Annotated in this window: 17 protein-coding genes; 7 read left to right on the forward strand and 10 right to left on the reverse strand. The window is 51.5% G+C overall.

Annotated elements, in window-relative coordinates; translation table 11 throughout:
- Nucleotides 1–121: 121 nt before the first annotated feature.
- Nucleotides 122–1,939 (forward strand): sulfatase family protein, encoded by a 1,818-nt coding sequence (locus GBK04_RS03080; RefSeq protein WP_373330674.1) that lies wholly within the window; start codon nt 122–124, stop codon nt 1,937–1,939.
- A 105-nt stretch (nt 1,940–2,044) separates the two neighbouring features.
- Here GBK04_RS03080 and GBK04_RS03085 read toward each other — a convergent pair whose 3' ends face one another.
- A complete protein-coding gene (locus GBK04_RS03085) occupies nt 2,045–2,593 on the reverse strand; it encodes a hypothetical protein (RefSeq protein WP_152756752.1) in 549 nt (182 codons plus the stop codon).
- A 231-nt stretch (nt 2,594–2,824) separates the two neighbouring features.
- Between GBK04_RS03085 and GBK04_RS03090 the strand changes: the two genes are divergently transcribed.
- The 4 genes from GBK04_RS03090 (at nt 2,825) to GBK04_RS03105 (ending at nt 9,163) form a co-directional block, all read left to right on the forward strand.
- A complete protein-coding gene (locus tag GBK04_RS03090; RefSeq protein ID WP_152756754.1) occupies nt 2,825–4,399 on the forward strand; it encodes a sulfatase family protein in 1,575 nt (524 codons plus the stop codon).
- A 27-nt stretch (nt 4,400–4,426) separates the two neighbouring features.
- A complete protein-coding gene (araD1, locus tag GBK04_RS03095) occupies nt 4,427–5,428 on the forward strand; it encodes an AraD1 family protein (protein WP_152756756.1) in 1,002 nt (333 codons plus the stop codon).
- 39 nt (nt 5,429–5,467) lie between these two features.
- Nucleotides 5,468–7,072, forward strand: a complete 1,605-nt coding sequence (locus tag GBK04_RS03100; RefSeq protein ID WP_152756758.1) for an arylsulfatase — start codon at nt 5,468–5,470, stop codon at nt 7,070–7,072.
- A gap of 81 nt (nt 7,073–7,153) precedes the next feature.
- Nucleotides 7,154–9,163 carry a beta-L-arabinofuranosidase domain-containing protein gene (locus GBK04_RS03105; RefSeq protein ID WP_152756760.1) on the forward strand — a complete coding sequence of 670 codons (2,010 nt, stop codon included), beginning with the start codon at nt 7,154–7,156 and terminating at the stop codon, nt 9,161–9,163.
- A 45-nt stretch (nt 9,164–9,208) separates the two neighbouring features.
- Here GBK04_RS03105 and GBK04_RS03110 read toward each other — a convergent pair whose 3' ends face one another.
- Nucleotides 9,209–10,795 carry a sulfatase family protein gene (locus GBK04_RS03110; protein ID WP_152756762.1) on the reverse strand — a complete coding sequence of 529 codons (1,587 nt, stop codon included), beginning with the start codon at nt 10,793–10,795 and terminating at the stop codon, nt 9,209–9,211.
- Between the two features lie 363 nt (nt 10,796–11,158).
- On the opposite strand from GBK04_RS03110, the gene GBK04_RS03115 reads away from it, so the two are divergent.
- Together GBK04_RS03115 and GBK04_RS03120 are read left to right on the forward strand one after the other, a co-directional pair.
- Nucleotides 11,159–11,908 (forward strand): sterol desaturase family protein, encoded by a 750-nt coding sequence (locus tag GBK04_RS03115; RefSeq protein ID WP_152756764.1) that lies wholly within the window; start codon nt 11,159–11,161, stop codon nt 11,906–11,908.
- A gap of 149 nt (nt 11,909–12,057) precedes the next feature.
- Nucleotides 12,058–13,767 (forward strand): rhamnogalacturonan lyase family protein, encoded by a 1,710-nt coding sequence (locus GBK04_RS03120; protein WP_152756766.1) that lies wholly within the window; start codon nt 12,058–12,060, stop codon nt 13,765–13,767.
- Nucleotides 13,768–13,863: 96 nt separating this feature from the next.
- Here GBK04_RS03120 and GBK04_RS03125 read toward each other — a convergent pair whose 3' ends face one another.
- The 8 genes from GBK04_RS03125 to GBK04_RS03160 form a co-directional block, all read right to left on the reverse strand.
- Nucleotides 13,864–15,981: a catalase gene (locus GBK04_RS03125; protein WP_152756768.1), complete on the reverse strand. Its 2,118-nt coding sequence runs from the start codon at nt 15,979–15,981 to the stop codon at nt 13,864–13,866.
- Nucleotides 15,982–16,290: 309 nt separating this feature from the next.
- Nucleotides 16,291–17,169, reverse strand: a complete 879-nt coding sequence (locus GBK04_RS03130; protein WP_152756770.1) for an EamA family transporter — start codon at nt 17,167–17,169, stop codon at nt 16,291–16,293.
- A 38-nt stretch (nt 17,170–17,207) separates the two neighbouring features.
- Nucleotides 17,208–19,811 (reverse strand): MGH1-like glycoside hydrolase domain-containing protein, encoded by a 2,604-nt coding sequence (locus GBK04_RS03135; RefSeq protein WP_152756772.1) that lies wholly within the window; start codon nt 19,809–19,811, stop codon nt 17,208–17,210.
- Between the two features lie 253 nt (nt 19,812–20,064).
- Nucleotides 20,065–20,607, reverse strand: coding sequence for a GNAT family N-acetyltransferase (locus GBK04_RS03140; RefSeq protein ID WP_373330675.1), 543 nt, complete (start codon nt 20,605–20,607; stop codon nt 20,065–20,067).
- A gap of 38 nt (nt 20,608–20,645) precedes the next feature.
- On the reverse strand, nt 20,646–21,173 hold the full coding sequence (locus GBK04_RS03145; protein WP_152756773.1) for a DUF4385 domain-containing protein: 528 nt from the start codon (nt 21,171–21,173) through the stop codon (nt 20,646–20,648).
- Between the two features lie 204 nt (nt 21,174–21,377).
- Nucleotides 21,378–22,496 (reverse strand): PepSY-associated TM helix domain-containing protein, encoded by a 1,119-nt coding sequence (locus GBK04_RS03150; RefSeq protein ID WP_152756775.1) that lies wholly within the window; start codon nt 22,494–22,496, stop codon nt 21,378–21,380.
- A 30-nt stretch (nt 22,497–22,526) separates the two neighbouring features.
- On the reverse strand, nt 22,527–22,994 hold the full coding sequence (locus GBK04_RS03155) for a hypothetical protein (protein WP_152756776.1): 468 nt from the start codon (nt 22,992–22,994) through the stop codon (nt 22,527–22,529).
- A 131-nt stretch (nt 22,995–23,125) separates the two neighbouring features.
- The gene (locus tag GBK04_RS03160) at nt 23,126–24,430 is read right to left on the reverse strand and encodes a sulfatase-like hydrolase/transferase (protein ID WP_373330676.1); all 1,305 of its coding nucleotides are present in this window, start codon (nt 24,428–24,430) and stop codon (nt 23,126–23,128) included.
- Between the last annotated feature and the right edge of the window lie 12 nt (nt 24,431–24,442).

A 24,442-nucleotide genomic window follows, 5' to 3' on the forward strand; every position in this document is an offset into this window, starting at 1 on the left:
TACCCTTTACCGGTTTTGGGGGTTGCTGGTGGAAAAAATTGCGGGATAAATGGGTATTTGTCCGGTACCTCGCCTTTGGATATCTGATTGAGGAACTTTTCAAAAACTGGCAACCATCCCCGTGCTCCATAAAATCTTCTGCTTACTCTGTTTGCTCTTCCTGACAGGTACCTCGGCCCGGAGTCAGGAACCACGTCCCAACATTCTCTGGCTTACCTTCGAAGATACCTCCCCCGAGTTCATCGGGATTTATGGCAGCCTTACCGCCAAGACGCCCACCATGGACCAGCTCGCGTGGGAAGGGGTACGCTTCAATTACGCTTTTTCGACGGGCAGCGTGTGTTCGCCCAGTCGCTCGGCGTTGATTACGGGCGTAAAAACCTACGAACTGGGTACCGGCAATCACCGTAGCGGGTACCCCATTCCCGACTTTATCCATGGCTTCCCGAAGTACCTCAAAGACGCGGGCTACTATACCACCAATAACAGCAAAACGGACTACAACACTTCCGATGCCCAACGGATCATTGCCGAAAGCTGGGACGAAAGTTCGGGCAAAGCGGGCTGGTGGAACCGAGCCGCCGGACAGCCGTTCTTCGCCGTTTTTAACAGTATGTCGAGCCACCAGTCGCGCACGATGACCCTTCCCTACCCCGACTATGAAAAGCTGGTACTGAGTCAGCTACCCGACTCGATGAAGCATACCGATGCTTCGGTATTCATGCCGCCCTATTACCGCGACAGCCCCGAGATGCGGAAGCAAATGGCACGCGTCGACAACTCGATCAGCAAAACGGACTTGGAATTCAGGGAATTGCTGGACCGTCTAGACAAGGAAGGCTTACGCCAGAACACCATCATCTTCCTCTTCGCCGACCATGGCGAAGGCATGCCGCGTTCCAAAACCAATGGCATCGGGCTGGGTCATAGGGTACCTTTCGTGATCTGGTTTCCCGAAAAATACAAACACCTCTCGCCCTGGGGTACCTCCGGGGCTGTTACCGACGAGATGATCGATTTTACCGACCTACCCCCCACCGTCCTGGCGCTGGCGGGGGTAAAAATCCCCGACTACATGCAGGGCCGGGTGCTGGCAGGCGAACCACGCCAGCCCGCGCCGAAGTACCTCTATCTCTCGTCCGACCGCTCCGATGAGAGCTACGACCTGACCCGCACGGTCATTCAGGGCAAGTACGCCTACTCCCGCGTTTTTGTCCCTTATATCCAGGAATTGCGCCACCTGCTGTACATGGATATGGGCGAAATCACCCACCAGATTCGTCAGGATTATAAAGCGGGAAAACTGACAGCCTCCCAACGGCAAATGCTGGAACCACGCCCGGCCGAGTTCCTGTACGATCTGGAAAAAGACCCCTGGGAAATGAACAATCTGGCCGAAGACCCGGCCTACTCGAAGCTCATTGCTACCTTCCGGCAGGTGCAGGAAAAAGAGATTCTGACCCAAAAAGACATTCTTTTCCTGCCCGAATATGAAATCGAGCAAATCTCCAAAACCACCACGCCCTACGAGTATCGTGCCCAACTGGACCTGAAACCGATCTACGACATGGCCCGCTGGTCGGGTTTCCGGACAGAAAAGGCAAAGGTCGCCCAAATGAAAGGGCTGGAAAGCAAGAACCAGTTGGTGAGGTACTGGGCGTTGCAGGGGTTGAAATCCAATGCAAAAGCGTTGGGAGAAAAGGAAAAGGCAGCGCTGGCCCCCGCGCTTGACGACCCCTACCCCCCAACCGCATTGTGGCAGCTTCGCTCCTGTCGGAAGTCTCGGATTCGGAAAAATCCCACAAAGTACTGGCTGACGCCCTGCAATCCACCGAGGACCACCTCAGCAATCTGGCGATCCAGCAGATCATGTACCAGGCCAATGCCGCGCGTTTTCTGCCGGAGGTTCGGGCGTTTTATGAAAAACAAAACAGCCTGAAAAAAGAAAAACTCTTCAACGCCAGCCGCTCGGCCGAAATGATGCTGTACATCTACGATGGACGAGCTTTGCGTGAGAAGGAAGAATGAGAGGAATGGTCAGGGGCTATTTGGTGATTTTGTTGTAGGAAGTGTCGAAGCGACCTTCAAGCACAACGGTCTCTTTCAAGGGCAGTCGGGGGTCGTTGGTTTTCAGGTTGGCGATGAAAGTCCCCCGGACGCGGTCAGTGCCGTAGTACTCGAATTCTATCTGCCCGGAATTGAAGTCGACCCATCCTATCGAACTGGCATCTGGCATCAGGGAACCCGAGACCGCTTCGTCGGTAGTTACCGTCGGGCTGCCAGGAGGGGGAGAGTACACCAGGTACAGTTTGTCACGGACGCCTTCGCGGTTGTAATTCCAGACATTGAAAACTAAACGCCTCCACTGACCTTCCGGCGCAACAAGTTCAAGCGTCAGCACCGTTTTTTTGGGGGAAGGATAGTAAACCAGCGCCGCTTTGGTAGTTCCACTGACGTCGAAGTTCAAGCCTCCCGTAGCTACTGCCCGAAAGGTATCGTCTCCGGCTGGAGATTCGGGCGAATCATCGCGCGAACATGAAAGCGAGAGGAGTGGAAAGGATAAGCAGATCAGAATCAGGCTTCTTAAAACCATGGTTATTATGTTTTGGTGTAGGAATAAATGGCCGAACTTGGAGCATCTGAGCTCGGGTATTATCTTCAATATACGATTTAAGATTCTTCCGGCCAAAAGAATTGAGTAAGCGGTCAAGGTACCACACGGTTGATTTATTAAAACCAAGACACGACTCCCTTAGGTAAAAATTACAGAACGAACGCTTTTCCGGGTACTCAGCAAGCCCAAAATCCCATAGATAGAATCACCATGAAAAGACTCATTTCAATAGTATCAATCGCGGTAGTACTATCGGGCTACATTTCTTTAGAAGCTCCTCCCGAGCCCTCCCGCCCCAATATCCTCTACCTCGTGGCCGACGACGCCGGGCGTGATATGAGCGCTTACGGCGTGAAGTGGGTCAATACGCCCGCTTTCGATCGTATCGCCCGGGAAGGTATCCTTTTCAACAACGCCTTCACGCCCAACGCCAAGTGCGCGCCTTCGCGGGCCTGTATGCTCACGGGCCGCAATCCCTGGCAACTGGAAGCGGGCATGAATCACGTGATCTATTTTCCCAACGCTTTCAAAACCTACCCCGAGGCCCTGGCCAACCAGGGGTACTTTGTGGGTTATACCGGGAAAGGCTACGCGCCGGGCGTTGCCCTGAACGAAGACGGATCGAAGCGGGAATTGCTGATCAAAAACTTTTCCCGCCTCAAAACTACCCCACCGGCCCAGTATATTTCCGATAACGACTACGCCGGAAATTTTGCCGATTTTGTGCAACAGGCTAAGGGACAACCCTGGTGTTTCTGGCTGGGCTTTACCGAACCCCATCGGGCTTATGAGTACGGCGCGGGCATCAAGAAAGGCGGTAAACGCCCCGACATGATCGACCACGTCCCGGCCTATTTCCCCGACTCCCTCACCACCCGCACCGACCTGCTCGACTATGCCTACGAGATCGAGTACATGGATAGCCACGTAGCCCGCGTGCTGAAAACGCTCGAAGAAAATGGTCAATTGGCCAATACCCTCATTGTTTATACCTCCGACCACGGGATGCCGTTTCCCCGCGTGAAGGGCAATGCCTACGCCAACGCCAACCAGGTACCCTTCGCGATTATGTGGAAAAACGGCATTAAAAATCCCGGACGCAAGGTAAACGACTACGTAAACATGACTGACCTAGCCCCTACCTACCTGGATGTGGCGGGCATTGATCTGGCCCAGTCGGGTATGCACCCCATGATCGGGAAAAGTCTCGTGCCCATTTTCAACAGTACCAAAAGCGGGCAGATCGAACCGGAGCGCAATTTTCAGCTCGTTGGGCAGGAACGACACGACTACGGCCGCCCCAAGGATGTAGGGTACCCTATCCGGGGACTTCATAAAAACGGCATGCTGTACCTCAAGAATTACGAGAACGACCGCTGGCCGGCCTGCAATCCCGAAACGGGGTACCTCAACTGCGACGGCGGCGCGACCAAAACGCTGATTCTCAACAACCGGCGCAATGGTGTGGACAAAACCTTTTGGCAAATGGCCTTTGGCAAACGTCCCACGGAGGAACTGTTCGATCTGAAAAAAGACCCGGATTGCGTGAATAACCTAGCTGAGGTACCTAAGTACCAATCTGTCAAAAAAGCGATGGAGAAAGAAATGGAAGCCAAGCTGCTGGCTCAGGGCGACCTGCGGATGATGGGCTACGGGTACCTTTATGAGCAGCACCCGTTCAGTCAGGACGTCAACGGCTTCTATGAACGCTACATGAAGGGCGAGAAAATCCCGACTGGCTGGGTCAATGACAGCGATTACGAGAAAGAACCCATTGATGATTAAAAAATATACCCTAAACAATCCCCAACCATGCGAATCGTACAACTCATCGATATCCAACATAACCGCCGGATTGCCCTGGTCGAAGAACCCCGCCTCATTCTGATCGACGAATACGATAGCGTGTACGCCCTGGCTATTTCGGCGCTAAAAGACAGTACTACCCTGGAAGCTCTGATCAACGCAAAACGAACCCAGGATCACCTCCCCTACGATGCGGTGTACGAGGGTACCTCCGATTGGCGGCTTCTGCCCGCGGTCGATCACCCGCTCGACCCGCGCTTCTGTATGGTGTCGGGTACCGGACTGACCCACAAGGCCAGCGCCGAGAACCGGCAGAAAATGCACGATGCCCAGGCCGCCAGTCAACTGACCGACAGCATGAAAATATACCAGTGGGGCCTGGAAGGCGGAAAGCCCGCTCCGGGTGGTATCGGGGTACAGCCCGAATGGTTTTACAAGGGCAACGGCAGCGTGTTAAAACCCCACAATGCCGTGCTGACCATCCCCAACTTTGGCGACGACGGCGGCGAAGAGCCCGAGCTGGCGGCGGTGTATATCAATGATGAGACGGGTACCCCGCACCGGATTGGTTTTGCCACAGCCAACGAATTTTCGGATCACGTGATGGAGAAGAAGAACTACCTCTACCTGGCTCCCTCCAAAATCAGAAATTGCGCCATCGGCCCCGAACTGGTTCTGGCCGGCACCATCGAGGATGTACCGGGAGAAGTATCCGTGGAAAGGCAGGGGAAAACACTCTGGAAGCAGGCGATCAAAACCGGTGAAACCCACATGGCCCACAGCATTAGGAATCTGGAGTACCACCACTTCAAGTACGACAACCACCGCCTTCCGTTCGATCTGCATGTTCATTTTCTGGGGGCCGATGCGTTCAGTTTTGGGGCGGGGATTCAGCTCGCCGAAGGGGATACCATGCGCGTTCAATGGGAAGGCATGGGGCGGCCGCTGTTGAATACTGTAGGAATCGATGCCCGTGATGAGGTACCTCTGCAAATCAACAATCTTTGAAACACTGCTTATTGCTCCTGACTGCAAAACCTTCTCAATATGTACATCCGACTATCCCTGGCTGGGCTTGGCCTGCTGTTTCTGCTCTCCCTCATCCCCAAAGAGCAACCGGTAGTAGCTTCCAAAAAGCCCAACATCGTGCTCATCATGGTGGACGATATGGGATGGAGCGACATCGGCTGCTACGGCGGCGAGATTACCACGCCCAACATAGACCGACTGGCCAAAGGCGGTCTACGATTCAAGCAGATTTATAATACGGGTCGCTGCTGCCCTACCCGGGCTAGTCTGCTCACGGGGCTGTATCCCCATCAGGCGGGCATCGGACAAATGGCCGAAGACCCCGAGCGACCGGAGGACTTCCACTGGGGTACCCCCGGCTACCAGGGGTACCTCAACCGCAACTGCGTCACGCTGGCCGAAGTCCTCAAAACCAATGGCTACCGTACCTATATGACCGGCAAGTGGCACGTGGGCATGCACGGCGAAGAGAAATTGCCCCGGCAACGCGGCTTCGACCGCTACTACGGGATTCCGGCCGGGGCCACCAGCTATCTCAGGCCCCAGGGCGGTCGTAGCGTGTGGCTGGATAATCAAAAACTCGATCCACCTACCGACCCAAACTATTACACCACCGACGCCTTTACCGACCGGGGTATTGAGTTTTTAAAAGCCCAGGAAACCGACGATCCGTTTTTCTGGTACCTGGCCTACAATGCACCCCATTGGCCGCTGCACGCCAAACATCAGGACATCGAAAAATTCAAGGATACCTACCAGGTAGGTTGGGACAAAATCCGGCAACAAAGATTGGACCGGCAAATCAAGATGGGTTTGATCGACCCCAAATGGGGCTTTTCGGAGCGCGATAGCCGGGTACGTCCCTGGGAAAAGCTGAGCCAGGCCGAAAAAGATACCGTAGCCTACCGCATGGCGGTCTACGCCGCGCAGGTCTATGCCGTAGACTACAATGTGGGCAAGGTGCTGGATTATCTGGAAAGCAAAAAGCTGATGGATAATACCATGATCATTTTCCTGGCCGACAATGGTGCCTGCGCCGAGAACTACCACGAACTCGGATCGGCCCCTTTCAGCCGGATCAACGACCCCAATTTCAGCGGGGCGGTGTCCTACGGCATCGGCTGGGCTAATGCTTCCAACACGCCGTTTTTTGAATATAAAGTCAAACCCTACGAAGGGGGTATCGCCACGCCCATGATCGTGCATTCACCCCGACTGCCCAAAAACCGACAGGGGAAGTTCACCAATCAAATCGGGCATCTCATTGACTTCATGCCTACTCTTGTGGAGGCGAGCGGCGCTACCTACCCGGCTACTTTTCACGGTGGACAAACCATCACGCCTATGCAGGGTAAGAGTCTGATGGGGGTCATTGAGCAGGACAAGCCCCTCGATCGCGAGTACCTTTTCTGGGAACACCAGACCTACTGCGCCGTGCGGAAGGGGGATTATAAAATGGTGAAGAAAATAGAGGAACCCGCCTGGCAATTGTTCGATCTCAACAACGACCGCACCGAGCGCCATAATATTGCCGCCCAAAATCCTGAACTTGTGCAGGAAATGGGGCAAAAATGGCAGGAGTGGGCGGATACCCATCAGGTTTTTCCGAAGAAGTTAAAATAGAGGACGTGAGCAGGAAAGGTAGGTTGGGGTTATTTCCGGGTAGCTTCGCTCTTTAGAAGCAAAGACCTACTTTCAAAATCGATGAAGCCCTGCCTCCTGTTCCTTTTTCTTCTTGTCTACCTCCCTTTTTCGCTTACGGCGCAGCCACGCAACGCCCACTACATTACCAATCAGGCGCCGTTGGTCGCTCAACCCTACACAGCGCTGCCACTAGGCGCGATCCAGCCGCAGGGATGGCTTCGCAAAATGCTTGAAATCCAGCGCGATGGCCTCACCGGCCACCTCGACAGCATCTACGCCGTCGTGTGCGGCCCTAGCAACGGCTGGCTTGGCGGCACCGGCGACAGCTGGGAGCGCGGTCCCTACTGGATCGACGGTCTGGTACCCCTGGCCTACATCCTGAACGATGAAAAGCTGAAAGCCAAGGCGCAGGCCTGGATGGAGTGGAGCATCAAACATCAGCGTCCCGATGGGTACTTTGGCCCCTACCCATTCGATGCCAAAACGATGCAGCGAATACCGGGTACCCAGCAAGACGTCAGCGAAGACTGGTGGCCCAAGATGGTGATGCTGAAAGCCCTGCAACAATACTACACCGCCACGCAGGACAAGCGGGTGCTCACTTTGATGGATAAATATTTTCGGTACCAGCTTAAAAATCTACCCGTCAATCCGCTGGGCAAGTGGACTTTCTGGGCCGAGCAGCGCGGCGGTGATAATCTGCAGATCGTCTACTGGCTTTATAACATTACCAAAGAAAGGTACCTGCTCGATCTGGCCGAACTGATTCATAAGCAAACCTTCGATTGGACCACCGTGCTGACGGACAACACCCTGCGCAAGGTCAATCCATACCCCGACCTGCATTGTGTCAATGTGGCGCAGGGCATCAAGGAGCCTCTGATTTACTACCAGCAGCATCCCGAAACCAAGTACATGCAGGCGGTAAAGGAGGGCTTGTCGGCGCTGCGGGATGTCCACGGATTTGTGAATGGCATGTACGGCGGCGACGAAGCCATGCATGGCAACGACCCTACGCAGGGTTCGGAGCTCTGTTCGGCGGTGGAGTTTATGTACTCCTTCGAAAGTATCCTGCCCATTACGGGCGACGTATTCTATGCCGATTATCTGGAAAAAATCGCCTTTAATGTACTGCCCACGCAGCACGACGATGCCTACCTACGGAAGCAGTATTTTCAGCAGGTCAATCAGGTGGAGGTGACCGACCAGCCCCGCAACTTTGCCGACGACCGCACCGCCCGGCTGGTGTTCGGCACCACCACAGGGTACCCCTGCTGCGTGTCCAACATGCACCAGGGGTACCCCAAGTACGTGCAAAACATGTGGTACGCTTCCGCCGACAACGGTCTGGCGGCGCTGGTGTACGGTGCCTCGGTTGTGAAGGCCCAAGTGGCCGATGGTCAGGAGGTAGTCTTTGCCGAAGAAACCAACTACCCCTTTGAAGACAAAATCCGGTTTCGCTACCAGACCGCCCAAAAAGTAAAATTCCCGCTGCATCTGCGTATTCCGGAATGGTGTAAGAATCCGGTGATTACGGTCAATGGAAAATCACAGCCCTATCAGGGAGAAAAAATCGTAATCCTGAACCGCAGCTGGGCCCAAAATGACGTAGTTGAATTGCAACTACCCATGGAAATCCGGTTTTCGCAGTGGTACGAACGCTCGCTGGGTATGGAGCGCGGGCCGCTGGTATATGCCCTCAAAATCGGGGAGGAATGGAAGGAAGTGAAAACCGCCGATTACCCGGATACTTTTTACGAAGTAACCGCCACGACTCCCTGGAACTACGGCATTTCCACTAAATACGCGAATGCAGATTCTATGAAGGTAGTGGTAAGTCCGACGATAGCTGATTACCCCTGGAATTTGAAAAATGCCCCGATTTCGATTACCGTTAAGGGCCGAAGGATTCCTTTATGGGAGAAGTACCAAAATCAAACCGCCAGAATACCCTACCCTTCCTACCCCTATCTGAACCTGGGTACCCCCCTGGAAGATTTGACGCTGATTCCCTACGGCTGCACGACCCTACGGATTGCCGAGTTCCCGGTGGTCGATAAGCATCGGTAAAGTAGGGCACGGTACACATTTCGGTTTCCTACCGTGTCCTACTTTTTATTTCAATTCCAGATCCGTCGTGGCGGGTTTGAATTTATCTCCTACCGCTTGTTGCATGGCCGCTTTCATTTCTTCGAGTTTTTTGGGTTGTTCTTTGGCGATATTCTGCTTTTGGCCCTTATCCGTAGCGATGTCGTAGAGTTGGTAGTCGGCTGAATTCCCCGTTTCGATGTTCACTTCTTTCATCAGCGGTATTCCTTTGTAGGGCGGAATCAGAACATAATTGCCCTGGCGGAAGGCCAGCCGCCCCGAAGCTTCCAGCACCAGTTGGTCCCGGCCTTTTTTCGATTCTCCCAATAACGTGGCGAGCATATTCTGGCTATCGGGGGCGGGATTATTTTCTCCAACCAGTTGGGCCAGTGAAGCCGTCAAATCCAGCTGACACACCAGCGCATCGGATACCTGCGGCTTGATGTGACCGGGCCAGTAGGTAATGAAGGGTACCTTGGTCCCGGCTTCGAACAGGCTGTACTTACCGCCCCGCAGCGGCCCGGCGGGCTTGTGATTGCCAAGTTTTTCAACGGCGTCGTCATAATAGCCATCGTTCAGTACCGGTCCGTTATCGCTGCTGAAAATCACCAGGGTGTTATTGGCCAGGCCTTCCTCTTCCAGTTTTTTCATGATCTCGCCCACGCACCAGTCGGCTTCGATGATAGCATCGCCCCGTGGCCCCATGCCCGACCTACCCACAAAACGTGGATGGGGTACCCTGGGTACGTGCGGCTGTTGCAGCGCGTAGTACATAAAGAAAGGCTTACCGGTTTTTTTGGGGTTGTTGTCGTCTATAAAAGCCTTGGCTTTGCCCAGAAACACATCGGCCATGTCCTCGTCGTGCCACATGGCCGACTTGCCGCCCTTCTGGAATCCAATGCGCGGGATGCCGTTGTGCACCGACTGGTTATGTCCGTGATGCCACTTCTGCTTGGTCATCAGCTCAGGGTTTGAGATCGCAGTCGGCAATCCTTCAAAGTTTTGCTTGTAGCTCACAAACAGCGGGTCATCCTTGGAAAGCCCCACCACACGCCGGTTTTCGATGTACACTGTGGGGGTACGGTCCGTGGTGGCGGCCATGATGTAGGAATAGTCGAACCCTACGTCGTTGGTATTCTGCTGAATATCCTGATTCCAGTCCACGCTGCCGTTGCCCAAGCCCAAGTGCCACTTGCCCACGATGGCGGTGCGGTAGCCTGCTTTCCGGAGCATTTTGGGTAGCGTCACCAGGCTGGTATCGATCAGCAGAGGTGCATCGCCGGGCAGGATGCGGGCATCGTCGTTGCGCCAGGGATAGATACCCGTCAGCAGGCCGTAGCGGCTGGGCGTACAGGTAGCCGAGGTAGCGTAGCCATTGGTGAAGCGCACACCGCCGCTGGCGAGTTTGTCGATGTTGGGGGTTTTCAGGGTCGTCTGTCCATAGGCGCTCACATCCCCGTATCCCAGGTCATCGAAGTAAATGACGAGGATATTGGGGGCCGCCCCACCGGATTTGGTCTCGCCTGATTGGGTACTTCGTGACTGGGTTTTAGAACAGGAAACCGACACGCAGCAGAGTACGCCAAGGGTAAAAATGGTAAGCAGATAACGCATGGATTCGGGATAGATGCTTGGATTGAAATTGATTCATCAGGGTAACAAAGGCCCGGAAAGCAGAAATTTCCTATTGGACAGTGAAAAATATCCGGCTTTACTCTGCTCGGCGCTTGATGTAGTCGGTATATGTAGGGTACCTTGGACTTCTATGAGCAATCAATGGTTCGGTTAATTTCAGAGCCTGCCTGATGCGTGCATCGGGTACATGGGGTAGCTTGTAATCAGAAAAATTTTTGTGATTGTAGCTTCGCACACAAGAATTATATCCTAAATTCCATACATTATAATTAGCGTAAAAACTAAGATAAAAATATCTCATATTTACATGTATGAGAATATATAAAAAATCTGAATTCAAAAATGATAGAAATATTAAAGTATAAAAACTATTTTGAGATTACTATAATTAGTGTTCTCCTAAATGCAATAATTTTATTAATTTCTGTTTTTGTATATCATTTATTATCGAAAACTCTGGTAAAGCAAAAATTCAGAGAAGCATCATACCCGATTTATAAAAAAGACATTATCTTATTAGTAGTGGTTTTACTTTGTAATGCTATTATATTCATAATAGGCGTCATATTATGGAAAAATGAGTATATTATACTTCATGAAAATGCAACTTTTTTAGACATTGCTTTGAAAACCATATTGCTGATTTTTTGTATGGATTTTCTAATGTATTTTTTTCACCGATTAATGCATTCAAAAATCTTGTTTCCATTGGTGCATAAAAGGCATCATGAACACGATTCAACCAATTCAATCAGTCTTTTCGTACTTCATCCTATTGAAGCAATTGGGTTCGGAATGTTGATTATAGCACTTCTTTACGTCTTTCATTTTCCTCCGGAGAGTATAGCCATATATCTTTCTATAAATCTATTGTGGGGTACAATTGCGCATCTTAATGTGGAAGTTCTACCAAAAAAAATATCACATCTATTTTTAATCAATACCTTAGGTACGGCAAAATTTCATAACATTCATCATCAAAATATAAATTATAATTTTGGATTTTACACCTTAGTTTGGGATAAATTGTTCAATACTTTAAGAATATATCCTTTGGATAATGAAGAAGAGAAAAGTACATCGTTCTACTAAGCCAAAAAATTGGACATTCTAACTTAGTGTATTTGCAATGCGCATTAATTTACTGCCCTACGGTTGGTAGCAATAAACTCAAAAATAGTCTATATATAGAAAAGGAATGTTTCTTGCTAACCCTTGTAGGACCGCATCTAATTTGTATTATGAAGCACATCATTATCCTACCCCTGTTTTTCATTCTCCTCTTACCCCATGCCCACGCGCAGAGCCTTTTGCCAGTTCCGGCATCATCTTTTCTAGACGAGATACCCAAAGGAAATACGATTACCACGGCTGCCGAGCAGCGGGTACCCTGGCTGTTTAATAACACTGGAATCAAGCTCAATTCAGCCACGAACCTGATGACGCAGGTGAACGTAGAAAATGAAGGTACCTATCATCTTTATGTGAGAAGCGGCGGCGAAAAAGGTTCGTTCAAAGTGGCCGTAAACGATCAGGTAACGGCTGGTATTTTTGGGAGCGCACCCTGGGGCTGGAAAGAAGGGGGTACCTTCCGCCTGCATCAGGGACTGAACTACCTAAAAATCACCCGCATCCTGCCGGGGGCTGTATTTGATGTACTGGTGCTGAGTGAGGTACCTACCCTGAACGAAGAAAAGGTACGTACCCTGCAACTGAACCCCGATGTAAAACTGCTAAAGGAATATAAAATCCCCCGATCCAACGCAGTGAAATTTGGTGATGTCAACGGCGACGGGCAAACCGATTTTCTGGTGCTGGAACCCGATTTTTCGGCGCATGTCTATGACCACAGCGGCCAGGAACTCTGGCAATGGAAAGCGCCGGAAGAGTACACCAAAGAGCGTTCGGAGTTTGAAGCACCGGGGGTACTGTGGGATTTTGACGGTGATGGCAAGGCCGAAGTAATGCATTGGCGCATGGTGGAAGGAAAAGAACTACTGGTCATGGCCAACGGCGCAACCGGCCGCGTAAAAAAGCAAACTGACTGGCCCACCCAACCCCTGCCGCATGTGTACAACAATTTTCGCCTGGCCATCGCCAAGCTGACCCAAGGTATTCCCAACGAACTGGCCGTCTTTACCGATTACGGGGGTACCATGCATGTAAGCGCCTACAATGCCGATTTGCAACAACTGTGGATACACACCGAACATCGGAAGAAAGACAACCTCGGGCACTACATCTACCCGGCGGACCTGAACAACGATGGGATAGACGAAGTGCTGGTAGGTTCGTTGTTGCTCGATGCCAATGGAAAAGAAATCTGGAACCGCTTTGACCTGCTCCCCGATAACCACGACCACGCCGACAGCTACAAGTTTGGCGATCTGAACGGGGATGGTAAAATGGATATCGTGACCGCCAATAGCGAAACCGGTATTTTTATCTACGAAGCTATGACGGGCAAAATCATCTGGCAGCAGGTAGCCGAACACACTCAGCAAATACAGGTAGGTAATTTCCTGAAAAATACGCCCATCCCGCAAGTGGTAGCCGGTGGCAGAGTGTACGGCAACCGTCAGATCGGCGAACCGTACTTATCCAGCCAGCTTTATTGGTTCGACAATACGGGTATTTTACTCAGCAAATGGCCGGGACAGCCCATCAATGGCAATCCTGATTTTGTGAAAGGCGACTGGCGGGGCGATGGCCAGGAAGAACTTTTCTGGTACAAATTCCGCCTCAATGATCGGGGCAAGGGGGAACTCTATTTTCCTGATCCGGTCTTTCACCAGTTTGATTTTATGGGTAAAGGGGCCGAAGAGGTGATCACCTTGAGCAATGGCTTCCTGCGGGTATACGGCAGCGCCACGGCGAAGCATACCAACAAAGATCGTAAGAGGAACAAGCTGTACCTGAAAAACAATGTGGTGAACCATACACATTATTGAATGGAACTCATACGAGGTCATAAATTCTGAACTCCCTAAAACTAACAAAGGTACCCCGCGTGCGGGGTACCTTTGCATAAAGCTAGCTAGTATTTTCTAAACCAACGACTTCTCCCGGCTCCAGAACCGGTGCTTGCCGATGGCCTCGATGAATTGCTGAGGTACATCGTCAGAGTTTTGTCCTGAAATAACCCCTTCGCTGTCCAGCAGTCCGTCGGCCCCCATCTTTTCCGTAGCTTTCAGGAAATCAACTCCCTCGCCACTCGCGGCAATCGGCTTGCAGTGCATGAAGGCCTCGCGCACAAACCGAACTGCATCAGGCTCTTGTTTCAGCGTATCGACGCTCGACTGGCCGCCGGGTACGTACACGGCGTCGTAGAGTACCGAAGCTTCGGTCTGTAAACTACCATCTATTTTCATCGCCTCGCCGGAGTCAGGTTTCAGCATACCCAAATGGGGAGCCACCAATTTGACCATGGCCCCTTCGGCCATGAGCGCTTCTTTCATTGCGGTCAATTGCGCGCCACTGGCCCCATCGGCAGCCAGAATCGCAATTTGCCGGGTTTTGATGCCCTTGTTCTGCGGCTTGTCCATACTGAGTGCTTCCGAGCTACCGACATCCGACTTCGCGGGTTCCGACTGGTAGTCGGCCGGATCGGCGTCTGCCGGTACGCCCAGGTTGAGCTGCACATCTTTGGCCGAAGGTACCTGCAAGCCCAGGCCATTTCCCACCAGGACGGCCAGCTTTTGATCGACCTGAGCCAGCTGAATCAGCATCCGTTTCCGGATTTCTTCCATTTTTACTTTGCCCAACTCAAAACGCAGCGCTTTGACGATGTGCGTTTTTTCGGTGTCCGTCATGCTATTCCAGAATAGCAGAGCCTGGCTGTAATGGTCGATGAAGCTCTTGCTACGAGCCCGTACTTTCTGCCCATCGACCCGCTCGGCGTAGCTCGTAAATCCGCTCATATCCTGTCCGGCCTGGAAGGGACAGCCCTTCGCGATGGTATTGGGACTGTAGCTAGTCTGGCCTTTGTTAATCTCCTGCCGCATGTGCCCATCGCGCTGATTGTTATGCACGGGAGCTACGGAACGGTTGATTGGAATTTCGTGAAAATTCGGGCCACCCAGGCGTTTCAGCTGGGTATCGGTATAAGAGAACAACCTACCCTGTAGCAGCGGATCGTTGGTAAAATCCAGCCCCGGTACCAGATGCCCCAGGTGAAAAGCTACCTGCTCGGTTTCGGCAAAGTAGTTGTCGGGGTTTCGGTTGAGCGTCATTTTGCCCAGTTTGGTCACAGGCACCAATTCCTCGGGGATAATTTTGGTCGCATCCAGAAGGTCGAAGTCAAACTTGTGTTCGTCTTCTTCCTCTACAATCTGTACGCCGAGCTCCCATTCGGGAAAGTCGCCGTTTTCGATCGAATCCCAGAGGTCGCGACGGTGAAAGTCGGGATCGCGTCCCGATATCAACTGCGCTTCATCCCAAACGACCGAATGTACCCCCAGCATGGGTTTCCAATGGAATTTTACAAACCGCGCTTTGCCTTCCTTATTGATGAACCGGAAAGTATGCACACCAAAACCTTCCATCATTCGTAAACTCCGGGGAATAGCACGGTCAGACATGACCCACATGATCATGTGCATGGATTCGGGCGTGATGGAAATAAAGTCCCAAAAGGTATCATGCGCCGAAGCAGCCTGCGGAATTTCGTTATTGGGTTCGGGCTTGACGGCATGAATCAAGTCCGGAAACTTTATTGCGTCCTGAATAAAAAAGACCGGCATATTGTTGCCCACCAGATCGAATACCCCTTCCTGGGTGTAGAACTTGACGGCGAAGCCACGCACATCGCGGGCCAGGTCGGTAGATCCCCGCGAACCAGCCACCGTAGAAAAACGGGTAAATACCGGGGTCTTAACGCCCGGTTGTAAGAAATGAGCCTTTGTAAACTCAGAATTGGAGTCGTAGGCTTCAAAAATACCGTGGGCCGCCGCACCCCGGGCGTGAACTACCCGCTCGGGGATACGTTCGTGGTCAAAGTGGGTAATCTTTTCGCGGAGAATAAAATCTTCCAACAGCGAAGGGCCCCGGTCGCCTGCCTTCAAGGAATTCTGATCGTCACTGACTCGCAGCCCTTGGTTAGTGGTCAAAAACTGGTCGATACTGTCTTCACGATTTTTGTCCAACTCTTTCAGCTTTTCATTCATAATGGTTTGGAAATTAGTTAGTAAGGAATGGGATAGTAATAACTTGCTCAGGTACCAAACCGGGTACCCGGGAAAGGTCATCTTTCAGTGCCTGAGGAACCATGTTCGTCAGGCACTACGAAGTGGTATACCTCACAGCAGAAAATTTCGTGCCGGGTTCAAGGTACCTTGAGTCTACGTACAAGTGCCACGACAACTAGAAGCATGCTGACCTGCATTTGAGAAGGGAACTCATTAAAGCCCCGCACCTACCCTTCATTCACATAAAATAGCCGGAAATTTGGAGGGGAACACTTCCAATCAATTGCTTTACAGCAGTATAATCACCACAGACCCGGCAATCATGAGGATCGAACCGGCCAGCTTTTTCCGCATGTCTCCCTCCTGAAAGATTCGGTACCCGAGCAGCACACTTACCAGCGTCGAAAGCTGAAACAACGACAAGGCATAACCTACCGCCATATGCGCGAAGGCGTAGTTGGTGGTCAGCTGCATGGTACCCATGCAAACAAGCAGATAAAGGTACGTACCAAAATCGCGGCGTTCGACTCTGGCTACTTCCTTTCTGATATCCAGCCGGTAAACAAACAGAAGCAGCAATGAAAAAGCCGCTCCAAAAAAACACCAGCTCATGAAAGCGAGGAGGGTGGATGACGCCAGAATGATTTTCTTGACAAAAACCGCCTCAATGGCCGTAAGTACCATAGCCCACAAACGGTACTGGATTTCCGGCTTTTGCAAAAGTTTCCCCGGGAATTTTTCCGGCGTGGTATCGAGCACAAAATAGCTGCCGCAGATAATCAGCGTGATCCCCAGTATGCCCCACCGATTAGGAATTTCCCCGAGTAGGAAAATCCCGAAAAGTACCCCAATCACCGATTTATAGGAATTGATCGGCCCCAGGACCGAAAGGTCGCCCCGTTGCAGCGCCCTGACCAGAAAACCGTTGCCCAGCGCTCCCGCCATTCCGCCCAGCACCGAGTACATCCAGAACTGCGTCGGCAATCCGTCCCATTTCGTGTTGAAGGCCATGGCAAAGCACACACAAGACAATAGTGCGTACGTCAGGAAATTGACGAGCAGGGGATGGGTACCCCGTACGGTGAGTTGCTTTTGGAAGACATTCTCGGCAGGGTTGGCAATAATCCTTAAAAAAACAGCCAGTGCAGTCAGTAGGGTCTCGGCCAAAGTAGGTCAGGTCAATCGTTATTTTTTACGAAAGTACCCTATTCTTCCTCCATTTCTAATAACAAATTGGCAATCAGAGCGGTCCAGCCGGTTTGATGGGCAGCCCCGAGGCCCTGGCCAGTATCGCCATGAAAAAACTCATAAAACAGGTGGTGCTCGGCAAAATGGGCTTGTGACCATTGGGTGTGTTCTTTGGCATGGTACTCGTAGGCTCCGCTGCCATTGCGTTCAAAAATCCGCAGGAGGCGTTTGGTAAGTTCCAGGGCAATCTGTTTCAGTGTCAGCTTGTTGCCCGATTTGGCCGGAAATTCATAGGTATACCCATCGCCATAGTAGGTATGGTACTTACGTAGCGCGTTAATGATCAGGTAGTTCAGGGGAAACCAGATCGGTCCGCGCCAGTTGGAATTGCCGCCGAACATATCGCTCGAACTCTCGCCGGGCTCATACTGAATCCGGTACTCATGTCCCTGGTAGCCAAATACAAACGGATTTTCCTGATAGTACTTGGACAAGGAGCGGATGCCGTAGTCGGACAAGAATTCGGCCTCGTCCAACAGACGCTTCAAAAGCGATTCGAGTCGGTCGCCTACCATGATTGCAAACAGGTAGTTACCGTCCTTATTCATTTCCTCAATATCCGAAATCACCCGCGTCAGGTCGGGGCGGGTGAGCTTGATCACCTGCAGCCGCGTATTGAATTCCCGTAGCTTGACGAACATATCCTTCGGTATGATCTCCACTGCCAACAGTGGAATGATACCTACCAGCGAGCGGATTCGCAGCCGCTCGCTGGTACCATTCTCAAACTGAATGGCGTCGTAATAGAAAGCATCCTGATCGTCCCAAAGTGATATGTCCTTTTTACCGATATGGTGCATGGCCCAGCCTATGTTCAGAAAATGCCGGAAAAACTTGGCGGCCGATTCTTCAAAGGACTTGTTGTTCTGAGCCAGTTCCAGCGAGATTCGCAGCATGTTGATGGCATACATGGCCATCCAGCTGGTCGCGTCGGCCTGCTGTAGTTTTTTGATACCAGGCGGCATGTGGTTACGATCGAAAACCCCGATGTTATCCAGCCCCAGAAAGCCCCCCTCGAATATGTCCGTGCCGTTTTCGTCTTTCTGATTGACCCACCACGTAAAGTTCATGAGTAGTTTCTGGAAAGCACGTTCTAAAAAATCCCAGTCAGGGACACCCGTTTTTTTCTTGTCGGCTTCATATACGTACCATACGCCCCAGGCGTGTACAGGAGGGTTCACATCACTGAAACTCCACTCGTAGGCCGGAATCTGCCCGTTGGGATGCATGTAATACTCGCGCAAAACTACCTGGACCTGCTGCTTGGCAAAATGAGAATCCACGTGTACAAAACTCGCGGCATGAAAAGCCAGATCCCAGGCCGCGAACCAGGGGTACTCCCATTTATCGGGCATAGAGATAATATTGCGGCAGGTAAGGTGCTGCCAGGCGAAGTTACGCTTGAAATGACGGACAGGCGGTTTTTCGTGGGGTTCCCCGAAGAGCCATTTGAACACATCCAGGTAGTAGAATTGCTTGGTCCACAGCAATCCGCTCAATGAACTGCGCAACAAACTCTTCTGGGAGTCAGAAAGGCTTTTGGGGGTGATTTTTAAGTAAAAGTCATCCGTTTCAGACCGCCGCCTGGACACAATATCGTCAAAGCCGGTCCAGGGATCGGCCACAACACCCTTGCTTAGCCGCACTCTAAAGGTTTTCGATGCTCCGGGCTCGATCGTTCCCTGCAACCAGATGGCCGACTTGGTACCTAGTTTTTCGGGATTGACGGTATCCTGCCCATTGACGATATAATTGTTGATGCCATCCTTGACATAGGCTGCATCATTGGGCCGGTGAAAAATGCGTTGGTTATTGGTTTCGTTTTCACAAAACAACTGCTCACCCTCCTGGTGATACAGATAAAAACTGCCATTGCGCGAAGAAACGGCTTTCAGGCAATTGTCTGAGTAAGAACCGATTTCGGGACGGCTGAAACGGGTGTTGTGCTTCCAGAAATTACGGTACCACAGGTGGGGCAGCACATGTATTGTGGCTGCCTCAGGCCCTCGGTTATGTACCGTAACCTGCATCAGGATGTCGTTGATGTCAGCTTTGGCGTACTCGATGTAACAATCAAAATAACGATTGTCCCTGAACATATCCGTATCCAGCAGTTCGTATTCGGGACTCAGACGGTCCCGACGGTTTTGCTGGAGTAGTTCCATGTATGGAAACGCTGATTGCGGATATTTATACAGGTACTTGCAGTAGGAATGGGTAGGGGACGAATCGAGGTGAAAGTAAAGTTCCTTCACATCCTCGCCATGGTTGCCCTCGCCGTTGGTAAGGCCGAAGAGCCTTTCTTTCAGAATGGTGTCCTGGCCATTCCAGAACACGGGCGCCAGGCACAGTACCTGGTCGCTGTCACAAAATCCCCCGATTCCCTCCTCGCCCCATCGGTAGGTGTAGCTGCGGGCCAGATCGTGGTTGATGTAGGTCCAGGCATTACCCCCGGGACTATAATCCTCCCGGACCGTACCCCACTGTCGTTCGGATAGGTAGGGGCCCCATTTTTTCCATTTTTTATGATCGGATGACTGAGAAAGGCGAATATTCTCCATACTGATTCACTAGCCGCTATTTGAGTACAGAGGGTAATATAGTGCATATTTTGAATATAACTATATTAATATCCAATCTTTATATTCATCCTGACAGATCATCGTCATTTTTTCAATTCTACCTAATAATCTTCTGAATTTATAGCTGCCCCGTCTAATCTCTATATGTAAATCAAAAACGTATATCGCAGTTAGTTTGAATATTATTTTTACATATAACAGTACTATTCATATAATTTTCCATTTTGAAGGTCTATGCAGGAAGCTGCATGTGCAGAATGGGATAAGGCTTTCCGGTTCCGTCTAGTTCGGATCGTGAGATCACCCTAAACCCGGCTTTTTCATAAAACTTCAACGCCTCCCCATTCTGTTCATTGACATCCACATGGGTAATACCCAGATTGTCGATGGCATGCCTGAGGAGTATTTTGCCAATTCCTTTCCCTCTGGCCTCGGGAGCCAGGAAAAGCATTTCCAGCCTGTGTTCACTCACTCCCATAAAACCCAGGATCATTGGGTCGGCATCCCGTACCACGGTCAATTTAACCTGATCGAACACCTCATTTTCCTGAATAATCTTTTTAAAAAACTCAACGGCACCCTCATGCAGAAAATGGTGCGTGGCCCGTACCGAAGCTTCCCAGATGGCCAAAAGGGTGGGGTAATCGGATTTATTGGGGGTAGCTAACGTGTACATCGTGGCGGGGACTATTGTTTTCCGCAAATGTAGGGCTTTCAATTGCAAAGGATTCAGGCCCGGCGAAGGTACCCCCCGGCGTTCGTATTTTTTCCGCACCCCGGTTTGTCCATAAAGAAGCTACCTAAGGCACCTCTTCATTCGTAATACCGCTCACGGAATGCCTGCTTCTGCCGCAGATACTCCGGGTGATCCTTGGCCCGGAACCAGTATTCTTTAAATACCGTTGCCGCCCGTGCTTTTTCGTTGGTAAGGGCATCTTCTTCCTGTTCCAGCAGTGGATTACCTTTGTTTTTGCTCCCCGAGGAATAGGGGTACCCTCGACCTTCGGTATTATCCTCTTCGCTGACCGAATACTTGCGGCCGCTTTTGTGGTTGGCGTAGCGTCGGGCGCGGGTGAAACCCATCTGCAGATACTTGCGGGCCATATCGGCTCCCACAAAATCGTGGTCTTTGAGGTACTGTTCAAAAATAGCGTAAATTTTCTCCGCTGATTCGCGAGCTACGGCTTCGGTTTTGAACTTCCAGTAGGGTAGAATCTCCGATTTGTAGGGCTGCACCAGCAGTACACCCTGCTCCCCTACCCCAATGCGGTAAAGCTCGGGGTGCTTCCGAAAATCGGTAGTGTCAAAATCCAGGGAATAGTTGAAGGCATTGCGGGCCATAGTGCTTCACGGTGAATGGGGTACCCTACTTTCCTAAAACAACGTGCCGGTTCTAGCAGGTCCATCAGCGAAGCATAGGTACCTTCGCTATTTCAAATCCAGCGAAGTTCGACTTAGCAGTGTCCTTAGAATCCAAGGGCTTTGGAAAATCTGTTTCTCATTCAGGATCAGTGCGCCGGAGGCATTATGTAAATTAAAAGATTTTCATCGGGTAGCGGTAATCAAACGTTTGGATGTTTTTTTTCGCTTGTGGCGCCACCAAAGCAGAAAACCCGTCACTGACAAAAAACCGGGGGTAAGCCCCAAGATAACGTACAGAACTTTAACAAAGGTACCCCCGTAATTCCCGACGTGCAGGGGATGGACGGTAGCTTCAATTTTCTCCCCGCCCGATAAATCCGAGTAACGCGTCAGTCCCTCGAACTTTCCGGTATAGGCATCAAACACAATGGCATTGCTCCCCGAAAATAGCCGGTTTTCATCGTGATAATATCCTCTTACGCTGAATTTCCGCTGGGGCTGAGTAGGCAGGTACACATAATCAGGCGTAAAATCAGGCGCTTTTTGCAGGGCCTGCCCGTACAGGTCCTGCAGGGAGACTTGAGCAAGGGTGTTGGCGGGCGTGGGGATCGTTTCATTGTCCCAGGTTTTCTTTTCGAACGCAAAAAGATTCAACCAGAATCCAGTAAAGAAAATAAGGGCATTGAGTCCCAAAGACCATACCCCTACTATACGGTGCAGGTCGGATGTAACGGTACGCCAGCTCTTGCGGTTGATGCGCATCCGAAACGTCAGTACCTTCCAGACGAATCGGCGATAAACAACGACTCCTGTAAACAGGGAAGCCAGCATGCATAGCCCGAAAATGGCCGTTAACGCCGCGCCGGGCATGCCGAGATGAAGCGAAAAATGAAACTGGAAGAGCCATTCGATCCAGCCTACCTCGAGGTCGTCACTGCGCCCCTGCCGGAGCACCTGACCCGTGTACTGGTTAATATTGATGGCCCCCAGGTCGTAGGAAATCAATCGCATATCATTCATGTAGAGACGAAATTGATACGAATGCTCCGGAGATGCTTCGGGATTCATCCAGGCTATCCCGTCAAGATTGGGATAGTGGGTAGTGATGATGTGATAGAGGCTATCGAGCGACAAGGGAGTACCTTCCGGTTTGACCGCCAGGGCACTGCGATAAATGACCGGGTCCAGTTCCTCCATGAAAACGAGCATCGATCCACTTAGCCCGAGCAGGATCAGAAAAAAACCTGTGATCAGGCCCAACCAACTGTGGATACTGAAAAGAAGACGGCCCGGTTTATACATGAATTATTCTTTTTGGACTACGCCGACTCATCATTTAGCCACGATTGCTGCTTTCTTGTAAAACCAATCTGCTGCTAGGGATGCCGGTAAGCCGATCGCGTACATTAAGATCACGGCGTTTTTTAAGAAACCCGCCCATGTATTGGTCAATGGCGCAACCTGGGTCAATGGCAGTACGCCCCACCTCATCAGCACCTGTACCAGTAGCCCATACAATACGGCATTGAGCCATGTGTTCCGGTGCAAAAATTTCAGCCTTGGATATAGCAGGATAAAACCTCCTGTCCAGCCAATGGCGATTATGTAATGAAAAACCAATCCATACATCGCAAATTCTTTGCCACCTTCAAGAGCCGTACTTCCAAACACGCCACTAGCTACGTATTTCAGGACTGCGACCCCGTTTCCGCCCGCCAATATAAAAATAGCTGAAAGTATGTCGATCGTTCCGGCAATCAGGCCTGTAAGCAAAATCGTGAGGATGAGTTTCGTATACATTGCTTCACTGTTTTAGCCAGCCAACTCTATGGTAGGTACTTACTGCCTTCCTCCCGCAAAATCCGGCAGCGTTTTCCGCCAGGCCAACAGTTGCTGAGTCATCTGTTGCACCAGTTTCGGATTCTCCGTGGCTACGTTTTGGGTTTCCAACGCATCCTTTTCCAGGTTGTACAATTGCGCATCGGTACCGTCGGTATTGAGCAATATTTTCCATTTGCCCCGCCGCAACGCCAGATTGGGACTGACATCTTCAGCATCAGGGGGTAATTGAAGCTGACGTGATTTCGTCCGTACTCCCAGTAGATAGGTTTGTTGCGGGCAAACTTTTTGCCAAACCAGGCCTCTGATACATCCTCTCCATCCATTCGTTCGGGGGTAGGCAGGTCCGATTGCGTTATTTTACAAAAGGTAGGAAAAAGGTCGGTAGCCGTCATGACGGCGGTTTCATCCACCCGACCGGCGGGTACCTTTCCGGGGTAGCGAACGATGAACGGCATGCGGATGCCGCCTTCGAAGAGCGACAGCTTGGTACCCCTCAGCCCCACCGTGCGGCGGTCGCCGAAGGCGGGCAGGGGGCCATTGTCGCTGGTGAAAATGACCAGAGTGTTTTCGTCCAGTCCCAAAGCTTTGATTCCCGCCATCAGCCGCCCGATCTGCGTATCCACTTCCACCAGAACTTTTTGTAGGTTGGGCATTTTTTCCGAGTCACGGGGATGGGCTTCCATCGCTTCGGGATCGGGAATCCAGGGCGTGTGTACGTCGTCAAGCCAAAGGTTAACGAATGAAGAGTTACCCTGGTTTTTTGCCAGAAAAGCTAACGTTTTGTCTACGAAATAAGCTGTGCGGTTCCAGCGCTTGATACTGTCTTCCTTCGACCAGATCCAGTTGGTGGCGGTCAGTAGCGGGTCGGGATCAGGACTTTCGTAGGTACTGGAGTACTCGTCGAACCCATACTCGGGAATGCCGGGGGCTTCGGTCACGTCGCGTCCACCGCCCATGTGCCATTTGCCGAAGTGCGCGGTATGGTAGCCGTTCTGCCGCAGGGTACGGGCCACCGAGGGTGCCCGGGGATCGAGGAAATCGGCCTGTTCGCAGGTACGGTTATGCTTTTTGTTGCTCAGGTAGGAGGTAATGTTCCAGCGGGCGGGGTGCATGCCGGTCGTGAGCGACACCCGCGAGGGCGAACAGATGGGCGACCCGCTGTAATACTGCGTAAACCGGGTACCCTCGGAGGCCAGTCGGTCAATATTCGGTGTGGGGGTCACTTTGCCCCCGTAACAGCCCACATCACCGATGCCCATGTCATCGGTCAGGATCAGGATGATGTTGGGGGGCCGCTGCGAAGCTTTTTGGCCTACCACAGGCTGCACAAAACCCAACAAAACGACTACCGAGGCAATAACAAGCCTTTCACAACCGCAAAAAATCCATTTCATACGCATCTCATA

Source organism: Salmonirosea aquatica, assembly GCF_009296315.1.
In the GTDB taxonomy this organism is placed as follows: Bacteria; Bacteroidota; Bacteroidia; order Cytophagales; family Spirosomataceae; genus Salmonirosea; species Salmonirosea aquatica.